The following is an 18,594-nucleotide window of genomic DNA, read 5'->3' as shown; positions in this document are numbered from 1 at the left end:
AGGCCGCGCTTCCGTCTTATCGAAAGTGTTAACGCGTGCAAACAGTCCGTCAGCTCGAAGCCCTTCGCGAGGCGATTGCCGCCTGGCGCCAGGCCGGCGAGCGCGTCGCCCTCGTCCCCACCATGGGGGCGCTGCATGACGGGCATATGGCGCTGGTAGACGCGGCCAGGCGCGCCGCGGACCGCGTGGTCGTCTCGATCTTCGTCAACCCGAAGCAGTTCGGCCCGAACGAGGACCTCGCCAAATATCCCCGCAAGGAGGCCGCGGATTCGCGCCTGCTCGCCGGCGCCGGCGTGGACCTGCTGTGGCTGCCCCCGGTCGAGGTGATGTATCCCGAGGGCTTCGCGACCAACGTCTCGGTCTCGGGCGTCAGCGAAGTGCTCGAGGGCGCGCACCGCCCCGGCCATTTCGACGGCGTCGCCACCGTCGTCGCCAAGCTGTTCAACCAGGTCCAGCCCGACCTTGCCTTTTTCGGCGAGAAGGACTGGCAGCAGCTCGCGGTGATCCGCCGCATGACCGTGGATCTCAACCTCGCGGTGGACGTCCAGTCCGTGCTCACCCAGCGCGATGACGACGGCCTCGCGCTCTCCTCGCGCAACGCCTTCCTGATGCCCGAGGACCGCGCCAGGGCCGTCGCCCTGCCGCGCGCGCTCGGTGCGGTGGCGAAGGCGATCGGGGAGGGGGGCGACGCGCAGGAGGCACTCGCCCAGGCACGCGAGACGCTCACCGCCGCCGGCTTCGACGTCGATTATGTCGCGCTCGCCGATGCCGAGAGCCTGGGCGATCCGCAGCCCGGCCGGCCGATGCGCCTGCTCGCCGCCGCCCGGATCGGCGGCACCCGGCTCATCGATAACATCGCGCTACCCGCGTAACTCCGGACCTGAACAAATACGGTTAACGCTGTTAACCATTTGTTTCGAATTCGGGTGCCAAACCCCAAGCCACCACGAATGGGTGTGGGATAGGGGTGACCGACATGGGCAGCAGCCTGAAGAGTGCGCGTTTCCTGATCGAAAGCCGGCTGCGCGATGCGGCCCGCGGCGATGCCAACGCGTGTTATGATCTGGGTATGGTCTATTCGAGCGGCGCGGACGGCGTCGGCGTCGATCTGATCGAGGCCCATAAATGGTTCAACATCGCCGCGGTGACGGGTGACAGCCGTGCGCAGGAATGCCGCGCGGAAATCGCCGAGGACATGACCGCGCGCGAGATCATCGAAGCCCAGAAGGCCGCCCGCGCGTGGCTCCGCGGCTTCGAAGTGCGCGCGGCCTGACTCGCGACTGGCTGACCTGATCCCTGGCGGAAGCCGGGGGGCAGGGTCTCTCTGCCGTATCGCTCGTCGCCCTGGGCCCCGGCTTTCGCCGGGGAACGGTTCACTTGGATGCCGCAGCCTTCTTCGCCGGCGCCTTTTTCGCCGCCGGCTTCTTCGCGGCAGCCTTCTTGGCCGGCGCCTTCTTCTTGCCCTTGCCCTTGGCCGGACCCGCCGCCGCGCGCGCGTCGATCAGCTGGGCGGCTTCCTCGAGCGTCAGCTGGTCCTTGTCGATCGACTTGGGCAGCGTCGCATTGGTCTCGCCGTCGGTCACGTACGCGCCGTAGCGCCCGTCCATCAGCTTGATCTCGGCTTCGGTGCGCGGATGCTTGCCGAGGACCTTGAGCGGCTCGCGCGACGCCCCGCGGGCAGGGCGCCCGCTGTTCGCCGCCGCCTCGGCCAGCTTGACCACCGCGGCGTTCATGCCGGTCTCGAAGACTTCCATCGTCCCCTGCAGCCGCGCATATTTGCCGTCATGCGCCAGATACGGGCCATAGCGGCCGATCGAGGCGGTGATCGGATTGCCGGTCTCCGGGTGGTCGCCGATCACGCGCGGCAGCTTGAGCAGCTTGAGCGCGAGCTCCAGATCGAGCTCGACGTCCTTGGGGATCGAGGCGCGTGCCGCTTCCTTGCCTTCGCCAAGCTGGATGTACGGCCCGAACCGGCCCGACTTGCGCTCGACCGGCAGCCCGGTGTCGGGATCGTTGCCAAGCACTTCCGGCCCGCTGTCCGCCCCGTCCTCGCCGCCCGGCTGGGCGAAGCGGCGGGTGTATTTGCATTCGGGATAGTTGGAGCAGGCGATGAACGCGCCGAACTTGCCGCCGCGCAACGCCAGCCGCCCGTTGCCGCAATTGGGGCATAGGCGCGGATCGCTGCCGTCCGCCTTTTCGGGGAAGAGATAGGGTGCAAGGAACTCGTCGAGCGCCGCGGTGATGTCCGAAGGCTTCTGCTCCATCACGTCGGCGGTGCGCGGCTTGAAGTCCTTCCAGAACGCCTCGAGCACCGCCTGCCACTGGGCGCGGCCGCCCGACACGTCGTCCAGCTCCTCCTCCAGTTCGGCGGTGAAGTCGTAGTTGACGTATTTCTGGAAGAAACGCTCGAGGAACGCCGTCAGCAACCGCCCGCTCTCCTCGGCGAAGAAGCGGTTCTTCTCGAGGCGGACATAGGCGCGATCCTTGAGCACCTGGATGACCGAAGCATAGGTCGACGGTCGGCCGATGCCGAGCTCCTCCATCCGCTTGACCAGCGAGGCTTCGCTGAAGCGCGGCGGCGGCTGGGTGAAGTGCTGCTCGGCGTTGACCGCCTTCTTGGCCGGGGTCGCGCCCTCGCTCATCCGCGGCAGGCGGCGCGAATCCTCGTCGCCCTCGTCGTCGCGGCCTTCCTCGTAGAGCGCGAGATAGCCGGGGAAGATCACCACCTGGCCGGTGGCGCGCAGCCCGTACTGGCTGGTCGCGTCCTCCAGGTCGATCGTCGTGCGCTCCATCCGGGCGCTCGCCATCTGGCTGGCCAGCGCGCGCTTCCAAATCAGCTCGTAGAGCCGGCCATGGTCGCCGCTGCCCGCCTTGTCCTTGCTGAAATCGGTCGGGCGGATCGCCTCGTGCGCTTCCTGGGCGTTCTTGGCCTTGGCGGTGTAGACGCGCGGCTTGTCGGGCACATAGCTGCCGTCATAGCGCGTCGCGACGGCCTTGCGGGCCTCCTGGATCGCGCCCGGGTCCATCTGGACGCCGTCGGTACGCATATAGGTGATCGCGCCATCTTCGTACAAACCTTGCGCGATCCGCATGGTGTGGCTGGCCGAGAAGCCCAGCTTGCGCGCGGCCTCCTGCTGTAGCGTCGAGGTGGTGAAGGGCGCGGCGGGGTTGCGCATCGCCGGCTTGGTCTCGACCGAGACCACGGTGAAGCGGCCTTCCTCGACCGCGTTCTTGGCCGCCTCGGCGGTCTTGCCGTCGCCGATCGACAGCCGGTCGAGCTTGTCGCCCTTGTACTTGACCAGCCGCGCCTGGAACGGCGTGCCGTCCTGCTCCATGTCGGCGGTGACCGACCAATATTCCTGCGCCTTGAAGCTTTCGATCTCGCGCTCGCGGTCGACGAGGATGCGCAGCGCCACCGACTGGACGCGGCCGGCCGACTTGGCGCCCGGCAGCTTGCGCCACAGCACCGGCGACAGCGTGAAGCCCACCAGGTAATCGAGCGCGCGACGGGCGCGATAGGCGTCGATCAGGTCGGTATCGAGCTCGCGCGGATGCGCCATCGCGGTCAGCACCGCAGGCTTGGTGATCGCGTTGAAGGTGACGCGCTCCACTTCCTTGGGCAGCGCCTTCTTGTTGCGCAGGACCTCCTGCACGTGCCAGCTGATCGCCTCGCCTTCGCGATCAGGGTCGGTCGCGAGGATCAGTCGGTCGGCCTTTTTCGCCTCGTCGGCGATGGCCTTCAGCTGCTTCGACTTATCCGCATAGGTCTCCCACTCCATTGCGAACCCCTCGTCGGGATCGACGGAGCCGTCGCGCGCCGGCAAGTCGCGGACATGGCCGTAGGAGGCGAGGACCCGATAGTCCTTGCCGAGATATTTCTCGATGGTCTTCGCCTTTGCCGGCGATTCTACGATGACGAGCTGCATGGGGGGTAAGCGATCCTCACGTGTACGCGTGTAAGGTGGGGAGGGACTGCGGCGGGCGTCAAGCCGGTTGATCTTGAACCCTGTTCGGAACCTGGGGGTCGTTTCGCGGGTATCACGGGTCAACGGCTTAGGGGAGCAGGATATTGCCCGAGGACAAGCCCATGCCGCGCAGCGCCTTTCGCCGGCTGCGGCTCTGGATCATCGGCGGGCTGCTGGCGGTGCTCGCCGGCGGCGTCGCGGCGATGCTGTTCCTCGTCGGCGGCACCAAGGCCGAGCCGCCGCCGCGCGCGACCGACGCGGTCGAAGTGCCGCACCAGCTCTCCGCGATCGACGTGCCGCTCGACGTCAATGTCTCGGTTCTCAGCCACGCGCTCGAACAGGCCGTGCCGCGCGCGCTCTGGTCGATCGACCAGCAGGTCGACAAATGCGTGCCGGCCCAGCGGGTCAAGCTGTTCAAGGCCAGGATCAAGGTGTCGCCCGATCTCGGCTGCACCGTCGTCGGCACCGTCACGCGCTCCGCCATCCGCCTGCGCGGGCAGGGCGAGGAGATCGTCGCCGACGTGCCGATCCGCGCCAACATCGCCGCGCGCAACGTCGGCGGCTTCCTCAAGGGCGAAACGGCGACCGGCTCGGCGATGGTCCACGCTCGCATCCGCCTGTCGATGACCGACAACTGGCAGCCCCGCGCGACCGTGCGCCTTGCCTATAGCTGGACGACCGCGCCCGGCATCGACTTCCTGGGCAAGCGCATCACCTTCACCGACAAGGCCGACGAGAAGCTCGCGCCCGTCGTCCGCGATCTCGAGCGCCGCCTGCCGCAGGAGATCGCCAAGCTCAACATCCGCGCCCGGGTGGCCGATGCATGGCGTCAGAGCTTCACCTCGCTCCAGCTCAACCAGGAGAATCCGCCGGTCTGGATGCGGATCACGCCACAGAAGCTCAACTATGGCGGCTATGCGCTGGCCGGGAACCGCCTGCGCCTGCGCCTCGGCCTCACCGCGCTGACCGAGACTTTTGTCGGCCCGCGCCCGGCCGATCCCGCGCCGACGCAGCTGCCGCCGCTCGGGCATGACGCGCATGGCTCCCGCCTCGAATTCTTCCTGCCCGTCATCGCCGATTATGCCCAGCTCGAGCCGGTGCTGCAAAAGGCGCTCGCCAAGCGCTCGAAGCGGCCGTTCGAGGTGCCCGGCATCGGCCCCGTTGTCGCGCAGTTCGACAAGATCACCGGCTATGGGACTACCGGCGGCCGGATCGCCGTCGGCCTGACGATCACGGCGCGCCCGCAAAGCGGCGGGGCGGAGACGCATGGGCTGGTCTGGCTCACCGCGGTTCCGGTCAACGCCCCTGGCTCGCAGCGCGTCCATTTCGAGGGGCTGACCGTCTCGGGCGAGACCGACCGGCTGGCCGGCGACCTGCTCGTCCGCCTCGTCCAGGCGCCGGCGGTCGGCGAGGTGCTCGCCGACTCGCTCACCCAGAACTTCACGCATGATTTCGACAAGCTGCTCGGCAAGGTCCAGCGCGCCATCGTCCAGAAGCGCGCCGGAGACTTCGTCATCCACGCCGAGATCGGCCAGGTGCGTACGGGTTCGCTCAAGGCAGCCGGGCAGGGGCTATACCTGCCCGTCTGGGCCTCGGGCACCGCCCGCGTCGAATATCTGCCGGGCCGTTAGCTAGCACACGCAACCTGTTCCCCGGCTTTCGCCGGGGAACAGGATAAGAGTCGTCAGCCCTGCATCTTCGCGCGGACCGCGTCGATATCGGCGGCCGAGTGCCGCTCGGCGAGGCGGAATTCCTCCGGCCCCGAGCCGCGATTGACCAGCCGCCCGCGCTGGACGGGTTCGCGGCTGCCCACTTCCTCGGCCCAGCGGGTGAAGTGGGTATACTCGGTCACGTTCAGGAACTCGGCGGCGCCGGCATAGGCATCCCCGCGCGCCACGCCGCCATACCAGGGCCAGATCGCCATGTCGGCGATCGTGTATTCCTCGCCGGCCATGTAGCGGTTCTTCGCCAGGTGCTTGTCGAGCACGTGCAGCTGGCGCTTCACTTCCATCGCATAGCGGTTGATCGCGTACTCGATCTTGAACGGCGCATAGGCGAAGAAATGGCCGAAGCCGCCGCCCAGGAACGGCGCCGATCCCATCTGCCACATCAGCCAGCTCATCGTCCGCGCCCGCGCCGCCGGCTCGGTCGGCAGGAACGCGCCGAACTTCTCGGCGAGATAGACCAGGATCGCGCCGCTCTCGAACACGCTGATCGCGGGATCGGCCGAGCGGTCGACCAGCGCCGGGATCTTCGAGTTGGGGTTGATCTCGACAAAGCCGCTGCCGAATTGCTCGCCTTCGCCGATATTGATCTTCCAGGCGTCATATTCGGCGCCCGCATGGCCGGCGGCGAGCAGCTCCTCGAGCAGGATCGTCACCTTCTGGCCGTTGGGCGTGCCGAGCGAATAGAGCTGCAGCGGATGCTCGCCCACCGGCAGCGCCTTGTCGTGCGTCGCGCCCGAGACCGGCCGGTTGATATTGGCGAATTGCCCGCCATTGCCCTGCTCCCATACCCACACCTTGGGGGGCACATAGCCGGCGGGCTGGTTGTTGGCTGGATCTTGGGCATCGGCCATGTCGGAGCTCCTGGGGAGGGGTTGTCGCCGCGATGTAGGAACGGGAGCGAAACTTGCCAGCCCCGGCTGTGCTTCGGGGAGACGGCGCTGGTCGCGGGTGGCGGAACGATCCGCTTCGGTTCGATGTTGGTCCGAGGGCTTGCCACAGAACAGCCTTTGGCGGATATTTTGGCGTGCAAGTATCGGAAAGGATCGGCGATGTATCGCAAGGGATTGATTTTCGGCGGGCTGGTAATGCTTGTTGCGGGGGCTGCTCCGGCATTTGCGCAGTCCAGCCCCGTGGCGAACTACGGCCCCGGCGGAACTGCGCCCAACCTGCGCTCCTTTTACAGCGCTCCTCCCGGGAGTGACATCGGCACGCCGCCGCCGCGCACGTTCAGTGTGCGTGTCGCCGGAGAGATCGCCCGCTGGGGCGATGTTGGCAAGTGCGTCGCCGCGAAGGATCGCGACACGAGCCTCTCCTATGTCACCGCCCGACGCGGCACGCCCGAGGCGGACGCCGCGGCCAAGCGCCTCGCGCCCACCTTTGACACCTGCTTCGCCAGTTCTCCCGTCGCGCGAAAGGACAATGAAGCGCTGCGCCGTGCCGCGCTCGGCGACGCCCTGGGTGTCGCGGCGCGCTAGGCAAGGATTCGAACACGGCGTTGGGATGGCGGGCTAGCGCTCCAGCTGGCCCGCTCTTCCGCATTCCGCTCCATCGTTCCCCTTATCCCGACAGGCTAGCCCGTCCCCCTGCATGCCGCTCCAGCCGGCCGGCAAGCTCGAGCTCGAGCAGCACGGTCTGCACCACGGCGGGGGCCAGCCCCGATTGGCGAATCAGCTCGTCGACGCTCACCGGCACCGGCCCGAGCAACCCGGTCACCGCCGCGCGGTCGCCATCGCTCGCATCCTCGGGCGGCGGGCCCCGCCAGCCGCTCGCCGGCGTGCGCACCGCGCGCGGGTCGATCGGGCGGATCATCTCGAGGATGTCGTCCACGCCCTGGACCAAAGTCGCGCCCTCGCGGATCAGCAGGTTGCAGCCCTGCGCGCGCGGATCCATCGGCGATCCGGGGACGGCCATCACGTCGCGTCCCGCCTCGTTGGCGATCCGCGCGGTGATCAGGCTGCCCGATCGCGGCGCCGCCTCGACCACCACCGTGCCCAGCGCCAGCCCGGCGATGATCCGGTTGCGCGAGGGAAAGAAACGCGCCAGCGGCTCGGTGCCCGGCGGCTGCTCGGCGAGCAACAGGCCCTCGTTCGCCACCCGCTCCTGCAGGTCGCGATTCTCCGGCGGGAAGGCGATGTCGATCCCGCTGGCGATCACGCCGACGGTGCCGCTCCCGATCGAGCCGACATGCGCCGCCGTGTCGATCCCGCGCGCCAGCCCGGAGACCACCGTCACGCCCGCCTCGCCCAGCCCCAGCGCGATCTGCCGGGCGAAGCGGCACGCCGCCGCCGAGGCATTGCGCGCGCCGACGATCGCCACCGTCGCGCGACCGAGCAGCTCGCTCCGCCCGCGCAGGATCAGCGCCGGTGGGGCGCTCTCCAGCTCGGCGAGCAGCGGCGGATAGTCGGCATCGCCCAGGAACAGGTAGCGCGCGCCCAGCTTTTCCACCGCGGCGATCTCGCGCTGCACGCGCGCAGGGTCGGCGATCGCCGGCGCCCGGCCGCCGCCGCGCGCCGCCAGCATCGGCAGCGCGTCGAGCGCCGCCTCGGCGCTGCCGAAGCGGGCGATCAGCTGGGCATAGCTAACGGGCCCGATATTGGCAGAGCGCAGCAGCCTAAGCCGTGCCGCGCGTGTGTCAGACACTTTTTTGCCCGACGCGCGGCTCGGTGCCGTTCAGCAGCCGGTCGATATTGGCGCGGTGCTTCCACAGCACGATCATCGTCAGCGCGAGCAGGGGCAGCACCAGCTCGATCCGCCCGAAGAACGCCGCGCTCACCGGCGCGCTGATCGCCGCGCTCATGCCGGCCATCGAGGAGATGCGCAGCGCCGCCAGCAGCCCGAGCCAGACGACCGCGAACACGATCGCCGACGGCCAGTAGAGCGCCAGCACCACGCCCATCAGCGTCGCCACGCCCTTGCCGCCGTTGAACCGGAGCCAAACCGGATAGCAATGGCCGACGAACGCGCCGATCGCGCCCAGCACGCCGCCGCCCGGCACGATCGCGCCGGCGATCCACACCGCCGCCGCGCCCTTGGCGAGGTCGAGCAGCAGCGTCGCCGCCGCCAGCCCCTTGCGGCCGGTGCGCAGCACATTGGTCGCGCCGATGCTGCCCGATCCGATCTCGCGCAGATTGCCCGCGCCGGTGATCCGCGTCAGCAACAGCCCGAACGGGATCGAGCCCAGCAGATAGCCGAGCAGCAAGACCCCTGCGGGTGCCAGCCATGGAATGTCGTTCGTCAATTCTTCCCCCTGCGCCCCGGCACCATAGCCAATGCCGGGGACGGCGCAATGACACGCATGGGGTACCAATCGCACCACCTTGGAGGAAATCGGGCTTTCCCCTAGCGTTGCGCGCCTGTGCGGGGGCCAAAAGCGGGTGGGAGTGCGTGCGTGCTGGATGAACGGATGCGGGCGGCGATCGCCCGGCTGACCGACAACGAAAAGGAATGCCTGCGCCGCCGCCTGCTGCCCCAGACCGCCAAGGAAATGGCGCTGGAGCTCGGCGTCTCGCCGCACGCGGTTGAGAAGCGCATCAAGATGGCGCGCACCAAGCTAGGCCTCTCGTCCTCGCTCCAGGCGGCGCGGCTGCTCGCGCTGGCCGAGTCCCAGCCGCTGGTACCCCAGCCAGCGGACCTCGCCGCGCCGGCTGCCCCGCCGCAAGCCGATCCCGCCCCCGGCGACAGGCGCCGGTGGTGGATGGGAGGAATTGCAATGAGCATCATCATCGCGGCCGTGCTGGCGCTGACGCTGCGGGGTGCCCCGGCACCCCAGGACACGCCCGAGCCCGCGCACAAGGGCAAGCGCTACGAGGGGCCCTGGGTGCCGGCAACGCCCGAGCAGGCAGAGGCCTTTCTCGGCCAGAGCTTCGACATCATGGACCGCGACAAGTCGGGCTATCTCGAAGCAGGGGAGCTGCCGGTCACCTCGGCACGCGTCAAGATCGGCGACCAGCCGTTCCGGAAGGTGTCGGTGGCGCTGGCGAAGTCGATGTATCTCGAGCACAATGACAGGAATGGCGACGGCAAGGTCAGTCGCGACGAATATATCGCCGCCGGCCGCGCCAGGGTGGCGATCACCGGCATCCCGGCCAACTGGAAGCCGCGCAGCTGATACCGCGCTTGCAAGCCTTTGATATATTTTGCGTCACCCCGGCCTTGCGCGTGGATCCCGCTTCTTCCGTCCACCGGGGCCAGCGGGACCCCGGCGCAAGGCCGGGGCGACGAAGGTAATATTCGAGTCTCCAACCTTGGGGCGTTTCCCAACCTCAGGGGCGGTTGACGCGCATCGGAGGCGGAGCCATGCCCCGCGCAGGATGACCGACTCCCGCCCCATATTGTTCTTCGATTCCGGCATGGGGGGGCTCTCGGTGCTCGCGCCCACCGCGGCGCTGCTCCCGCACGCGCCGCTCGTCTATGTCGCCGATTCGGCCGGCTTTCCCTATGGCACGCGCAGCGAGGGCGAGATCGCCGCGCGCGTGCCGGCGCTGCTCGGCCGCTTGGCGGAGCGCTATGATCCGCGGCTGATCGTCATCGCCTGCAACACCGCCTCGACGATCGCGCTCCAGCATGTCCGCGCCGCGCTCGACGTGCCGATCGTCGGCACCGTGCCGGCGATCAAGCCCGCCGCGCTGCGCAGCCAGACGCGGGTGATCGGCGTGCTCGGCACCGAGGCGACGGTGCGCCAGCCCTATGTCGACGATCTCGCGGCGCGCTTCGCCGGCGATTGCACGGTGCTGCGCCACGGCTCGGCCGAACTGGTCGAGATCGCGGAAGCGTCGCTCGAGGGGGTGCCGCCGCTGCCGGAACGGATGCGCGCAGTGCTCGCCGGGCTGTTCGACCAGCCGGGCGGCGCGCGGATCGACGTGATCGTCAATGCCTGCACCCATTTCCCGCTGGTCGAGGCGGAGCTTGCCGCCGCCGCGCCGCATCCGGTCCGCTTCGTCGATGGCGGCCCCGGCATCGCCCGGCGAGTCGCGTATCTCACCGAAGGCCAGTCCTGGCCTGCTTCGGCGTCAGCGTTGTCGGGAAAAGTGGTGTTCACGGCGCGCAGTGCGCGGACCGATGCCCTGGCGCCTGCCTTGGCGCGCTACGGGCTGGTCGAAATCGAGTCGCTCTAGCCGGTCAGGCGTGCGCGGCGGCGGGGACGCTCATGGTCATGTCGCGCAGTCGCGCGGAGTAGCGCTCGGCCATTTCCTGATGGACGCGGCGGGCAGTCATGTCCTCGGCGCGCTCGGCATTCTCGCGCTCCTGCTGGGCGCGTTTGGCGAAATATTCCTGGTCTCTGGCGCTCATAAGATGTGCTCCATCTGCAAGCGGGAGCGCTGGTCTCTCAGCCGCGGGCTTGCTTGGGTAGCCGACTCGCCCGCGATGCATCCTTGATACCACATCCGGCGCGCTTCGGGACAATCCACATCAATTTTGCGCCGACTGAGTTTTGTTTTCGCGCAAAGGGGTACGCGCACGATTCGATTAGGCATTATGTCCAACTGGAAATCGCCAAACTTTGGCGATAGGAACCCCGCATGAGCAGTGCAGACAGCCCTGTGCCCGTCGACTACAGCCGGGTCTTCTCGTCCGCGATCGACCGGCTGCATGCCGAGGGCCGCTACCGCGTGTTCATCGATATCCTGCGCAACAAGGGCATGTTCCCCAATGCGCGCTGCTTCGCCGGCCATAATGGCCCGAAGCCGATCACCGTGTGGTGCTCGAACGACTATCTCGCCATGGGCCAGCATCCCAAGGTGATCGCGGCGATGGAAGAGGCGCTGCACGATGTCGGCGCCGGCTCGGGCGGCACGCGCAACATCGGCGGCAACACCCATTATCATATCGAGCTGGAACACGAGCTTGCCGACCTGCACGGCAAGGACGGTGCGCTGCTCTTCACCTCGGGCTATGTCTCGAACGAGGCGACGCTCGCCACGCTCGGCAAGATCCTGCCCGGCTGCATCATCTATTCGGACGAGCTGAACCACGCCTCGATGATCGCGGGCATCCGCAATTCGGGCTGCGACAAGCGCGTCTTCCGCCACAATGACCTCGCACACCTCGAGGAACTGCTCGCGGCCGACGATCCCGCGGCGCCCAAGCTGATCGCGTTCGAGAGCGTCTATTCGATGGACGCCGATGTCGCGCCGATCGCCGAGATCTGCGACCTGGCCGACAAGTACAATGCGCTGACCTATCTCGACGAGGTCCACGCCGTCGGCATGTATGGCCCGCGCGGCGGCGGCATCTCGGAGCGCGACGGCGTCGCGGAGCGGCTGACGATCATCGAGGGCACGCTCGGCAAGGCGTTCGGCGTGATGGGCGGCTATATCGCCGCCGACCAGATGATCATCGACGTGATTCGCAGCTATGCGCCGGGCTTCATCTTCACCACTTCGCTCTCGCCCGTGCTCGTCGCCGGTGCGCTCGCCAGCGTGAAGCACTTGAAGGGCTCGACCGTCGAGCGCGAAGGCCAGCAGGCCTCCGCCGCCAAGCTCAAGGCGCTGATGGCCGATGCCGGGCTGCCGGTGATGAACTCGACCACGCACATCGTGCCGCTGATGGTCGGCGATCCGGTCAAGGCCAAGAAGATCAGCGACATCCTGCTCGCCGAGTACGGTGTCTACGTCCAGCCGATCAACTACCCGACGGTGCCCCGCGGCACCGAGCGGCTGCGCTTCACTCCGGGCCCTGCGCACGACGAGGGCATGATGCGCGACCTGGTCGCGGCGCTGGTCGAGATCTGGGGCCGGCTGGAGCTGCGCCGGGCGGCGTAACGCCCTTCACTCGATCGTGATCGTGCCCGGCAGGCCGGGGATTTCCATCGCCTGCCCGAACGGCACGATCTCGGCGTCGCCATAGGCGCGTCCGCTTGCATCGAGCTGGAAGCAATGCGTGACCTGCTTCAGGCTATCGAGCACCCAATAGGTTGGAATGCCGGCCGCGCCATATTCCTCGCGCTTCTCGCCCAGGTCGCGCTTGTGCGTCGTCTCGGCGATCTCCGCAGCGAACAGCACTTCGGCACCGTGCAGCACTTTGTGCGGCGAGGCCTCCGGCCGCACCACGACGACGTCGACCGCGCGCACGGTAAGCTCGTCGATCTTGATGACGACGTCGGTGCCGACGCGCGCGCCCGTCGTCTTGGCGAGCGGAAAGATCAGGGCGCCCACTCGCATGGTCAGCTCGCCATGCGTCCATTCCGCCGGCATCATCTTTTCGATTTCCCCCCGGACCAGCTCGGCGCGCATGTCCTCGAAGGCGCCAAGTTCGAGCATGTGCAGGAACTCGGCGGCGGTGAACGGCGCCTTCCAGTCGCGGGCGGGCGAGACGCGGACCTGCTGGTTCATGGCGGGGAAGCTATCACAGGCCCGCGCGCGCAGCGAGTCTCAGGCCTCTGCCGTCCGCGCCGGCAGGAAGCGGCTGTTGCACAGCGTCGCCGCGGAGAACAGCGCCACGGCCGCCGCCACCGGGAAGATCTCCATGAAGGTCATCGGCAGCCGCTGGAGCGGATCGCGATAGCTTGCCCGCATCCCCTCCAGCTCGGCGCTCATCCTGGCAAGCGCATCGCCGTGCAGCCCCTTGAGCATCGCGTTGGCGAAGCCGTCGATAAAGGCGCCGGGCCCGCCGATCATCTGCAGCACCGCTTCCCAGGCCAGCGCGTAGAAGATGCCCGCCACCACGCTCATCGCCAGCCCCATGCCGAGCGCGGGGAAGAAGCGGATCACGCCGCCCTGCGCCACGTCGCGCTGGCGTTTGATCGCGACGAAGATGGTGGTCAGCCCCACCAGCATGCTCAGATAGCCGAACGCCATCGAGTGCTGGTTGAGCAGCAGCACGGCGACCGAGATCGCGCCTCCGGCGATCAGCCCGCCGATCGCGCCGTAGATCAGGATGGTTCGAAGCATTTCAGGTCCCCCTCGGTTCAGGTTGCGCCTGAAGGAAGCCGCCGGCAAGCCGATGCGGCAATCGCCCGAAAGGATGATTTGCGTGAAATGGCTAGCGCACGATCCCCAATTCCCGCGCCCGGGCCACGGCATCGCCGCGCCGCTTCGCGCCCAGCTTGTCGAGCAGCCGCGCGACATGCGTCTTCACCGTGTTGAGCGATACGCCCAGCCGGTCCGCGATCTCCTGGTTGGATCGCCCGGCCAGGATCTCGCCGAGCACTTCCAGCTCGCGCGCGGAGATGCCCAGCGTCGCCACCGCCTCGGGGTTGCCGTCGAATGCTTGCACCGGAGGCCGCGCGAACACGCGCGCGCCCAGCCAGATGCCCAGCGCCAGGAACCCCGCGCCGATCACGAAGCCATAGATGTCGCCGGTGCGCGATCGCACCAGCCGCTGATAGTCGAGCCATTCGAGCAGCAGCGTCCCCGCCGCCAGCAGCGCGCCATAGAGCAGGACGCGCTTCCACATGCGCTCAGTCCCGCGTCAGCGTCGCGCTCCACACGTAACCGCGCAGGGAGGAGCGGAAGTCGAGCCGCAGCCCCTGCTCCCCGGCGACGCGCTTGAGCACCGCGGGCAGTTCGGCGCGCGGATAGACGTGGAAGTCGTTGAGCGACTTGAAGTGGAGCTTCTTGGCGAACTTCGGCAGCCGCTCATATTGCCCGAAATCGACGATGTGCAGGCTGCCGCCGGAGGCAAGCGCCTGCGCGCCCAGCTCGATCGCCTCCACCCAGGGCGGGATCATCGACAGCGTGTAGCTCATGAACACCCGGTCGAGCTTTTCCAGCCCGAACAACGTGGTCACGTCGAACGCCCCGGCATCGCCCTGCGCCAGCGTGATCTTGTCCGAAAGCCCGTTCTTCTCCACCGAGGCGCGCGCCGTCTCCAGCATCGCCTCGCTGATGTCGAAGCCGAAGAAGCGCGCCTCCGGGAAGCGCTTCGCCGCGACGATCAGGTTGCGCGCGGTGCCGCAGCCCACCTCGAGCACCGTGCCGCCCTTGGGCGGGTTGAGCCCGCGGATCAGCGCATCGCGGCCGAGCAGGTAGAACTTCCGCGTGAAGTCGTAGAAGTGGCGATGGAGCGCATAGGTCGCGTCCATCAGCCCCTTCTGGTCGGCGCCCCCATTTACAGCGCTCATGCGTGCGGCTTCAGCGTCCAGACGTGCGTCGCGCCATAGACCGAGGAGCGGTCGCGGCGCGTCCAGTCGTCGAGCTTGGCCTGGTCCTCATATTCCCACTGGGACATCAGCTCCTCGGGGATATGGCCCTTCACCACGTCGGGGATCGCGGCGGTGCGATAGAGCACGCGCGCGCCCGGCTTGGCGGTGCGGGTGATCTCGCCCCAGATCCGGGTGAGCTGCTCGTCGGTCATCCAGTCCTGCGCGTCGAGCAGGATGTAGCGGTCGAGCGACTGGGCCGGCATCGATTCGAGATAATCGGCATAGTTGGTGTGGCGGATCTCGACGCGGTCGGCGCGCGCGCGGACCGTCTCCCAGTTCTTCGCCTCGAGATAGGGCGGCAGCGGCGCGTCCGGACCCTCGCCATAGCTGCGGCCGAACGCCTGCCAGGCATAGTAATTGTCCTTGAGGTCGAAGTCGCAGGCCAGCTTGCGCAGGCGGCTGCGCAGCGCCCCGGTGATCCCGGCCTGGTCGTCGACCTTGAGCAGGTCGTACTGCGCCGGCGGGATGCCGAAGCCGAACAAGGCCGCGGGCTGGTCGACCAGCCAGCGCAGGAACTTCTTCTCGAAGAACGGCGCATAGCGCGTCTCGAAGATCTCGCGTTGCTCCTCGATGCTCTTCGCCTTGAGGATCTCGCGCGGGTCGATGCCGTAGCGGTTGCCCAGCCAGTGGACGAAGCCGATCAGCCGGCCGAGCAGGCCATATTTGTAGAAGCCGTGTTTGAACGCATCGATGCGGCGCGTGCCGTTCAGCCCGCGGCGCTCCCAATAGTCGCGATACGGCGTGTCGAGATGCGGCGCGATGAATTCGCGGTAGGCCTCGACATTCTCCGCCTTGTTGGCCTGGCCGAAGAAGCGGTGGAACGCCGCATAGTCGGGGAGGCGCAGCGCCGCCTGCTTCTTGAGGTTGTTGAGCGCGATATGCGCCGGGTTGAGGTCGACCGCGGTGATCCGTGCCGGGTTCGCGGTCAGGTACGAGAAGACGTTGCAGCCGCCCGACGCGATCGTGACGAGATGGTGGTCGCTCTGCAGTTGCAGCGCTTCCATGTCGATCACCGGGTCTTCCCAGATCTGCGGATAGACCAGGCCACGGAACGCGAAGGTGAAGGCGCGTTCGAGCAGCCCTTCCTTGCTGAGATGCTCGTGGCGATGCACCGCGCCGCGGACTGCGACATTCTTCGGCGTCTTGGTAATCGTACCCATCAGTGACTCCTGGACGCCCGGCGGGCGGCGGCGATGGCCCACGCCCTATTACCCCTTTGTGACGAACCGGCGTCACCCTTGGGTCAGGAGTGCTGCAAAATCAATCCCGTGTGACGCCCCCGCCGGCCGGCCAGTCGGTGTCGCCGATGCGCTTCAGGGCCATCTTGAAGAAGGGGCGGGGCGGCTGGCCGCCGGCAACGAAAATGCCAGTCTCCGTCCAGGTCGTGCCGTCGAAGGTCGCGCTGTATTGCACCTTGGCGCCCGGCCCGGCCGGCATTTCCCAGGCATAGCCCCTGTCGGTGACCGTCATCGGGAAATTGCCCGCGCGGCCGCCGGCATAGCTCTGCATGCTGTACGTCCCGGCCCGCGCATCGAAGGCGATCACGGCAAAGGCATTGAACGGCACCGTGCCGTCCGCGCCATAGGACTTGCCTTCGACCACGGTCACCGTGCCGCCCAGCATCGTGCCGGCGCGCTCGGTATGCGTGACCACCAGCTCGCCCTGCGCCGCGCGGACACGCGCCTCGCCGCGCCAGATGCCGTGCATCCAGTCGAGCTTGTGCATCGCCTCGCCCTGCGCGGCGAGCGCGGTGGTGTCGGCGGCTTGGGCGTGGGCGACTAAAGGAGCAGCAAACGCCAGCAGGATGACGCTGGCGAGTGCACGCCATGCCCGCCTCAGAACGTCATCCCCGCGAAAGCGGGGACCCATCTCCTGGACTATCCGCGCGCACAACCGCCGTGTTTCCCGTGGCATCTGCACGAGATGGGCCCCCGCTTTCGCGGGGGTGACGTACATTTTGGTCATGCGCAGCATCCAGAACTCCCGTTGTGATCCCGGGCTCTACATGGCAGCCTCCCCGCCATGCCCGCCCGGTCGCTCCGCACAGGCCCTGCCGCCCGCCGCCCGGGCAAGCGCGGTTTCGCGAAGCGCGCCTTGGCCTTCGCGAAACGCGCACTGCCCGATCGGCCGGTCCCCGGCTTCCCGCTGCTGTGGATCGCCTGCTTCGCCGCCGCCGCCCTGATGACCGTCACCGGCGGGTTCAACACCGGCGCGCTGCCGCTGGGCCAGCGCATCGCCTTCTGGCTGCTGCTGATGGGCTGGAACGCGCTCAAATGGCAGCTGCTCTTTGCCTGGGGCGTGCGCAAGCCGAGCGACTGGCCGCGCGTCGCGCTGCTCGGCACGGTCCCGCTCAACCTGCCGCTGCCGCTCGAGATCTGGCTGTGCGGCCGGCTCGTCGGCGTCGCGATGGCGGCGATGCCGCTCGACGTCTGGGCGCGCGCCGTGGCGATCAGCGCGACGATCTTCGCGGTCTGCACGCTGGTCGCCTGGACCCTGCTGCGCCGTCTCCGCCCGGTCCGCGCCGAGACCGGCCTGCTCGCCCGCGCCCGCATCGCCGCCTGCGACCTGAGCGCCATCGAGGCGGAGGACCATTATTGCCGCGTCCACCGCCGCGACGGCCGCAGCGAACTGATCCATTACCGCTTCGGCGACGCGCTGGCGGAAGTCGCCGGGATCGACGGCGCGCAGGTCCATCGCGGCGCCTGGGTATCGGCCACGGCGGTGGAAGGGGCGGCGCGCGAAGGGCGCAAATGGCGCCTGCTGCTCGCCGGCGGTGGCAGCGTGCCGGTCAGCGCCACCTATGCCGCGGAGGCGAGGGCGCGGGGGTGGTTGCGGGCCCGCTAAATTCCCCTCCCTGCAAAGGAAGGGCTAGGGGTGGGTTAGAAAAGGTCGGGCATCGATGCCCGGCCTTTTCTGTTTTCGGCTACCGGCTGGCTGGGCGCCCGGCCTTCGCCGGCGTCGCAACCCAGCCCCGACCCTCGCTTGCAGGGAGGGGAGAAGAGCCTAGTCCCGGCAATAGCCCTCGCCCGACTTCACCGTCAGGCAGTCCTTCTTGCCGGCGAGCCATTTCAGCCCCGTCGCGTCGCCGTCGCTCGGCGTCAGCACGTGGTCGCCATCGGGGCGGGTGAAGGCGATGCCGGTGTTCGTGCCCTTGCCGTCGAAAGTGCCCTTGTCGTCGAGCGTGTACTGCATCTCGAGCTTGTAGGTGCCGGCATCCTTGCCCTTCGACACCTTCAGATAGGTGCCTTCCACGCCCTTCCAGCGCCCGACCCAGTCGCCGCGGTCCACGGCCTTGCCGGCGACTTCCTTCTTCAGGTCCTTGGCGCCTTCGCTCACCGCGTTGGCGATCGAATCGCCCACCGCCGCGGCGGCATTGCCCGCGATCTCGGTCGCATTGGCGGTGGCGTCGGCAGTCTTGTCGGCGGCGTTGCAGCCGGCGAGGATCAGCGCCGGGGCGAGCAGGAGGAGCGCGCGCATCAGCGGGTCGCCTCGTCGATCGCGTTGCCGACATGCTCGGCGCGGTTGCCGACATCCTTGGCGGTGTTGTCGAGCGCGTCGCCGGCATCGTCCGCGGCGTTGCCCAGCGTGTTGCCCATGTCGTTCATAGAATTCTCCAGCGAGTCGCTGGTCCGGTCCATCGAATTGCTCAGATTGCTCTCGGCGCTCGGCGAGCAGGCGGCCACGCCAAGGGCCAGGGCGGGAAGCAGGGCGAAAATCGTCTTGCGCATGTTTCTCTCCGAATAGTCGGTCTAGCCAGCAC

21 protein-coding genes are annotated in these 18,594 nt (G+C 68.1%); 8 read left to right on the top strand and 13 right to left on the bottom strand.

Features of this window, described 5'->3' with window-relative positions:
- The first annotated feature begins 35 nt into the window (after positions 1–35).
- Together panC and ABLE38_RS05625 are read left to right on the top strand one after the other, a co-directional pair.
- Positions 36–872, top strand: coding sequence for a pantoate--beta-alanine ligase (panC, locus tag ABLE38_RS05630; protein ID WP_348973175.1), 837 nt, complete (start codon positions 36–38; stop codon positions 870–872).
- Positions 873–976: 104 nt separating this feature from the next.
- Positions 977–1,273 (top strand): sel1 repeat family protein, encoded by a 297-nt coding sequence (locus tag ABLE38_RS05625; protein WP_137864493.1) that lies wholly within the window; start codon positions 977–979, stop codon positions 1,271–1,273.
- A gap of 100 nt (positions 1,274–1,373) precedes the next feature.
- Here ABLE38_RS05625 and topA read toward each other — a convergent pair whose 3' ends face one another.
- A complete protein-coding gene (gene topA, locus ABLE38_RS05620) occupies positions 1,374–3,926 on the bottom strand; it encodes a type I DNA topoisomerase (RefSeq protein ID WP_348973174.1) in 2,553 nt (850 codons plus the stop codon).
- Positions 3,927–4,069: 143 nt separating this feature from the next.
- Here topA and ABLE38_RS05615 point away from each other — a divergent pair, with 143 nt between their 5' ends.
- Positions 4,070–5,596, top strand: coding sequence for a DUF4403 family protein (locus ABLE38_RS05615; protein ID WP_348973173.1), 1,527 nt, complete (start codon positions 4,070–4,072; stop codon positions 5,594–5,596).
- Between the two features lie 53 nt (positions 5,597–5,649).
- Here ABLE38_RS05615 and yghU read toward each other — a convergent pair whose 3' ends face one another.
- Complete coding sequence (gene yghU / locus ABLE38_RS05610; RefSeq protein ID WP_348973172.1) at positions 5,650–6,543, bottom strand: glutathione-dependent disulfide-bond oxidoreductase; 894 nt, start codon at positions 6,541–6,543, stop codon at positions 5,650–5,652.
- Positions 6,544–6,741: 198 nt separating this feature from the next.
- Between yghU and ABLE38_RS05605 the strand changes: the two genes are divergently transcribed.
- A complete protein-coding gene (locus tag ABLE38_RS05605; RefSeq protein WP_348973171.1) occupies positions 6,742–7,167 on the top strand; it encodes a hypothetical protein in 426 nt (141 codons plus the stop codon).
- An 82-nt stretch (positions 7,168–7,249) separates the two neighbouring features.
- On the opposite strand, the gene dprA is transcribed toward ABLE38_RS05605, so the two are convergent.
- Positions 7,250–8,332, bottom strand: coding sequence for a DNA-processing protein DprA (dprA, locus tag ABLE38_RS05600; protein WP_348973170.1), 1,083 nt, complete (start codon positions 8,330–8,332; stop codon positions 7,250–7,252).
- Positions 8,325–8,930 carry a glycerol-3-phosphate 1-O-acyltransferase PlsY gene (plsY, locus tag ABLE38_RS05595; protein ID WP_348973169.1) on the bottom strand — a complete coding sequence of 202 codons (606 nt, stop codon included), beginning with the start codon at positions 8,928–8,930 and terminating at the stop codon, positions 8,325–8,327. Before plsY ends, dprA begins: the two co-directional genes overlap by 8 nt.
- 150 nt (positions 8,931–9,080) lie before the next feature.
- Between plsY and ABLE38_RS05590 the strand changes: the two genes are divergently transcribed.
- Positions 9,081–9,800, top strand: a complete 720-nt coding sequence (locus ABLE38_RS05590; protein ID WP_348973168.1) for an EF-hand domain-containing protein — start codon at positions 9,081–9,083, stop codon at positions 9,798–9,800.
- 202 nt (positions 9,801–10,002) lie between these two features.
- A complete protein-coding gene (murI, locus tag ABLE38_RS05585; RefSeq protein ID WP_348973167.1) occupies positions 10,003–10,806 on the top strand; it encodes a glutamate racemase in 804 nt (267 codons plus the stop codon).
- A gap of 4 nt (positions 10,807–10,810) precedes the next feature.
- On the opposite strand, the gene ABLE38_RS05580 is transcribed toward murI, so the two are convergent.
- The gene (locus ABLE38_RS05580) at positions 10,811–10,981 is read right to left on the bottom strand and encodes a hypothetical protein (RefSeq protein ID WP_348973166.1); all 171 of its coding nucleotides are present in this window, start codon (positions 10,979–10,981) and stop codon (positions 10,811–10,813) included.
- A 230-nt stretch (positions 10,982–11,211) separates the two neighbouring features.
- On the opposite strand from ABLE38_RS05580, the gene hemA reads away from it, so the two are divergent.
- Positions 11,212–12,453 carry a 5-aminolevulinate synthase gene (gene hemA / locus ABLE38_RS05575; protein ID WP_348973165.1) on the top strand — a complete coding sequence of 414 codons (1,242 nt, stop codon included), beginning with the start codon at positions 11,212–11,214 and terminating at the stop codon, positions 12,451–12,453.
- 6 nt (positions 12,454–12,459) lie between these two features.
- Here hemA and ABLE38_RS05570 read toward each other — a convergent pair whose 3' ends face one another.
- The 6 genes from ABLE38_RS05570 to ABLE38_RS05545 form a co-directional block, all read right to left on the bottom strand.
- Positions 12,460–13,023, bottom strand: coding sequence for a Uma2 family endonuclease (locus ABLE38_RS05570; protein WP_348973164.1), 564 nt, complete (start codon positions 13,021–13,023; stop codon positions 12,460–12,462).
- A 39-nt stretch (positions 13,024–13,062) separates the two neighbouring features.
- On the bottom strand, positions 13,063–13,581 hold the full coding sequence (locus ABLE38_RS05565; protein WP_348973163.1) for a DUF4199 domain-containing protein: 519 nt from the start codon (positions 13,579–13,581) through the stop codon (positions 13,063–13,065).
- Positions 13,582–13,672: 91 nt separating this feature from the next.
- Complete coding sequence (locus tag ABLE38_RS05560) at positions 13,673–14,086, bottom strand: LuxR C-terminal-related transcriptional regulator (protein ID WP_348973162.1); 414 nt, start codon at positions 14,084–14,086, stop codon at positions 13,673–13,675.
- A 4-nt stretch (positions 14,087–14,090) separates the two neighbouring features.
- The gene (locus ABLE38_RS05555) at positions 14,091–14,753 is read right to left on the bottom strand and encodes a class I SAM-dependent methyltransferase (RefSeq protein WP_348973161.1); all 663 of its coding nucleotides are present in this window, start codon (positions 14,751–14,753) and stop codon (positions 14,091–14,093) included.
- Positions 14,750–15,994: a DUF3419 family protein gene (locus tag ABLE38_RS05550; protein WP_348973160.1), complete on the bottom strand. Its 1,245-nt coding sequence runs from the start codon at positions 15,992–15,994 to the stop codon at positions 14,750–14,752. The genes ABLE38_RS05555 and ABLE38_RS05550 overlap by 4 nt, the downstream gene beginning before the upstream one ends.
- Before the next feature lie 100 nt (positions 15,995–16,094).
- Positions 16,095–16,703, bottom strand: a complete 609-nt coding sequence (locus ABLE38_RS05545; RefSeq protein WP_348973159.1) for a DUF1579 domain-containing protein — start codon at positions 16,701–16,703, stop codon at positions 16,095–16,097.
- A 225-nt stretch (positions 16,704–16,928) separates the two neighbouring features.
- On the opposite strand from ABLE38_RS05545, the gene ABLE38_RS05540 reads away from it, so the two are divergent.
- Positions 16,929–17,678, top strand: coding sequence for a LytTR family DNA-binding domain-containing protein (locus ABLE38_RS05540; protein WP_348973158.1), 750 nt, complete (start codon positions 16,929–16,931; stop codon positions 17,676–17,678).
- A 159-nt stretch (positions 17,679–17,837) separates the two neighbouring features.
- Here the strand turns inward: ABLE38_RS05540 and ABLE38_RS05535 are convergent, their stop codons facing one another.
- Positions 17,838–18,311: a hypothetical protein gene (locus tag ABLE38_RS05535; RefSeq protein ID WP_348973157.1), complete on the bottom strand. Its 474-nt coding sequence runs from the start codon at positions 18,309–18,311 to the stop codon at positions 17,838–17,840.
- Entirely contained in the window at positions 18,311–18,562 is a 252-nt protein-coding gene (locus tag ABLE38_RS05530; protein ID WP_348973156.1) for a hypothetical protein, read from the bottom strand. Before ABLE38_RS05530 ends, ABLE38_RS05535 begins: the two co-directional genes overlap by 1 nt.
- Between the last annotated feature and the right edge of the window lie 32 nt (positions 18,563–18,594).

Origin of the sequence: Sphingomonas sp. KR3-1 (genome assembly GCF_040049295.1) — a bacterium.
Classification (GTDB): domain Bacteria; phylum Pseudomonadota; class Alphaproteobacteria; order Sphingomonadales; family Sphingomonadaceae; genus Sphingomonas.
Note: the sequence above shows the minus strand (reverse complement) of the source record. Positions and strands in the feature narration are given on the sequence as shown.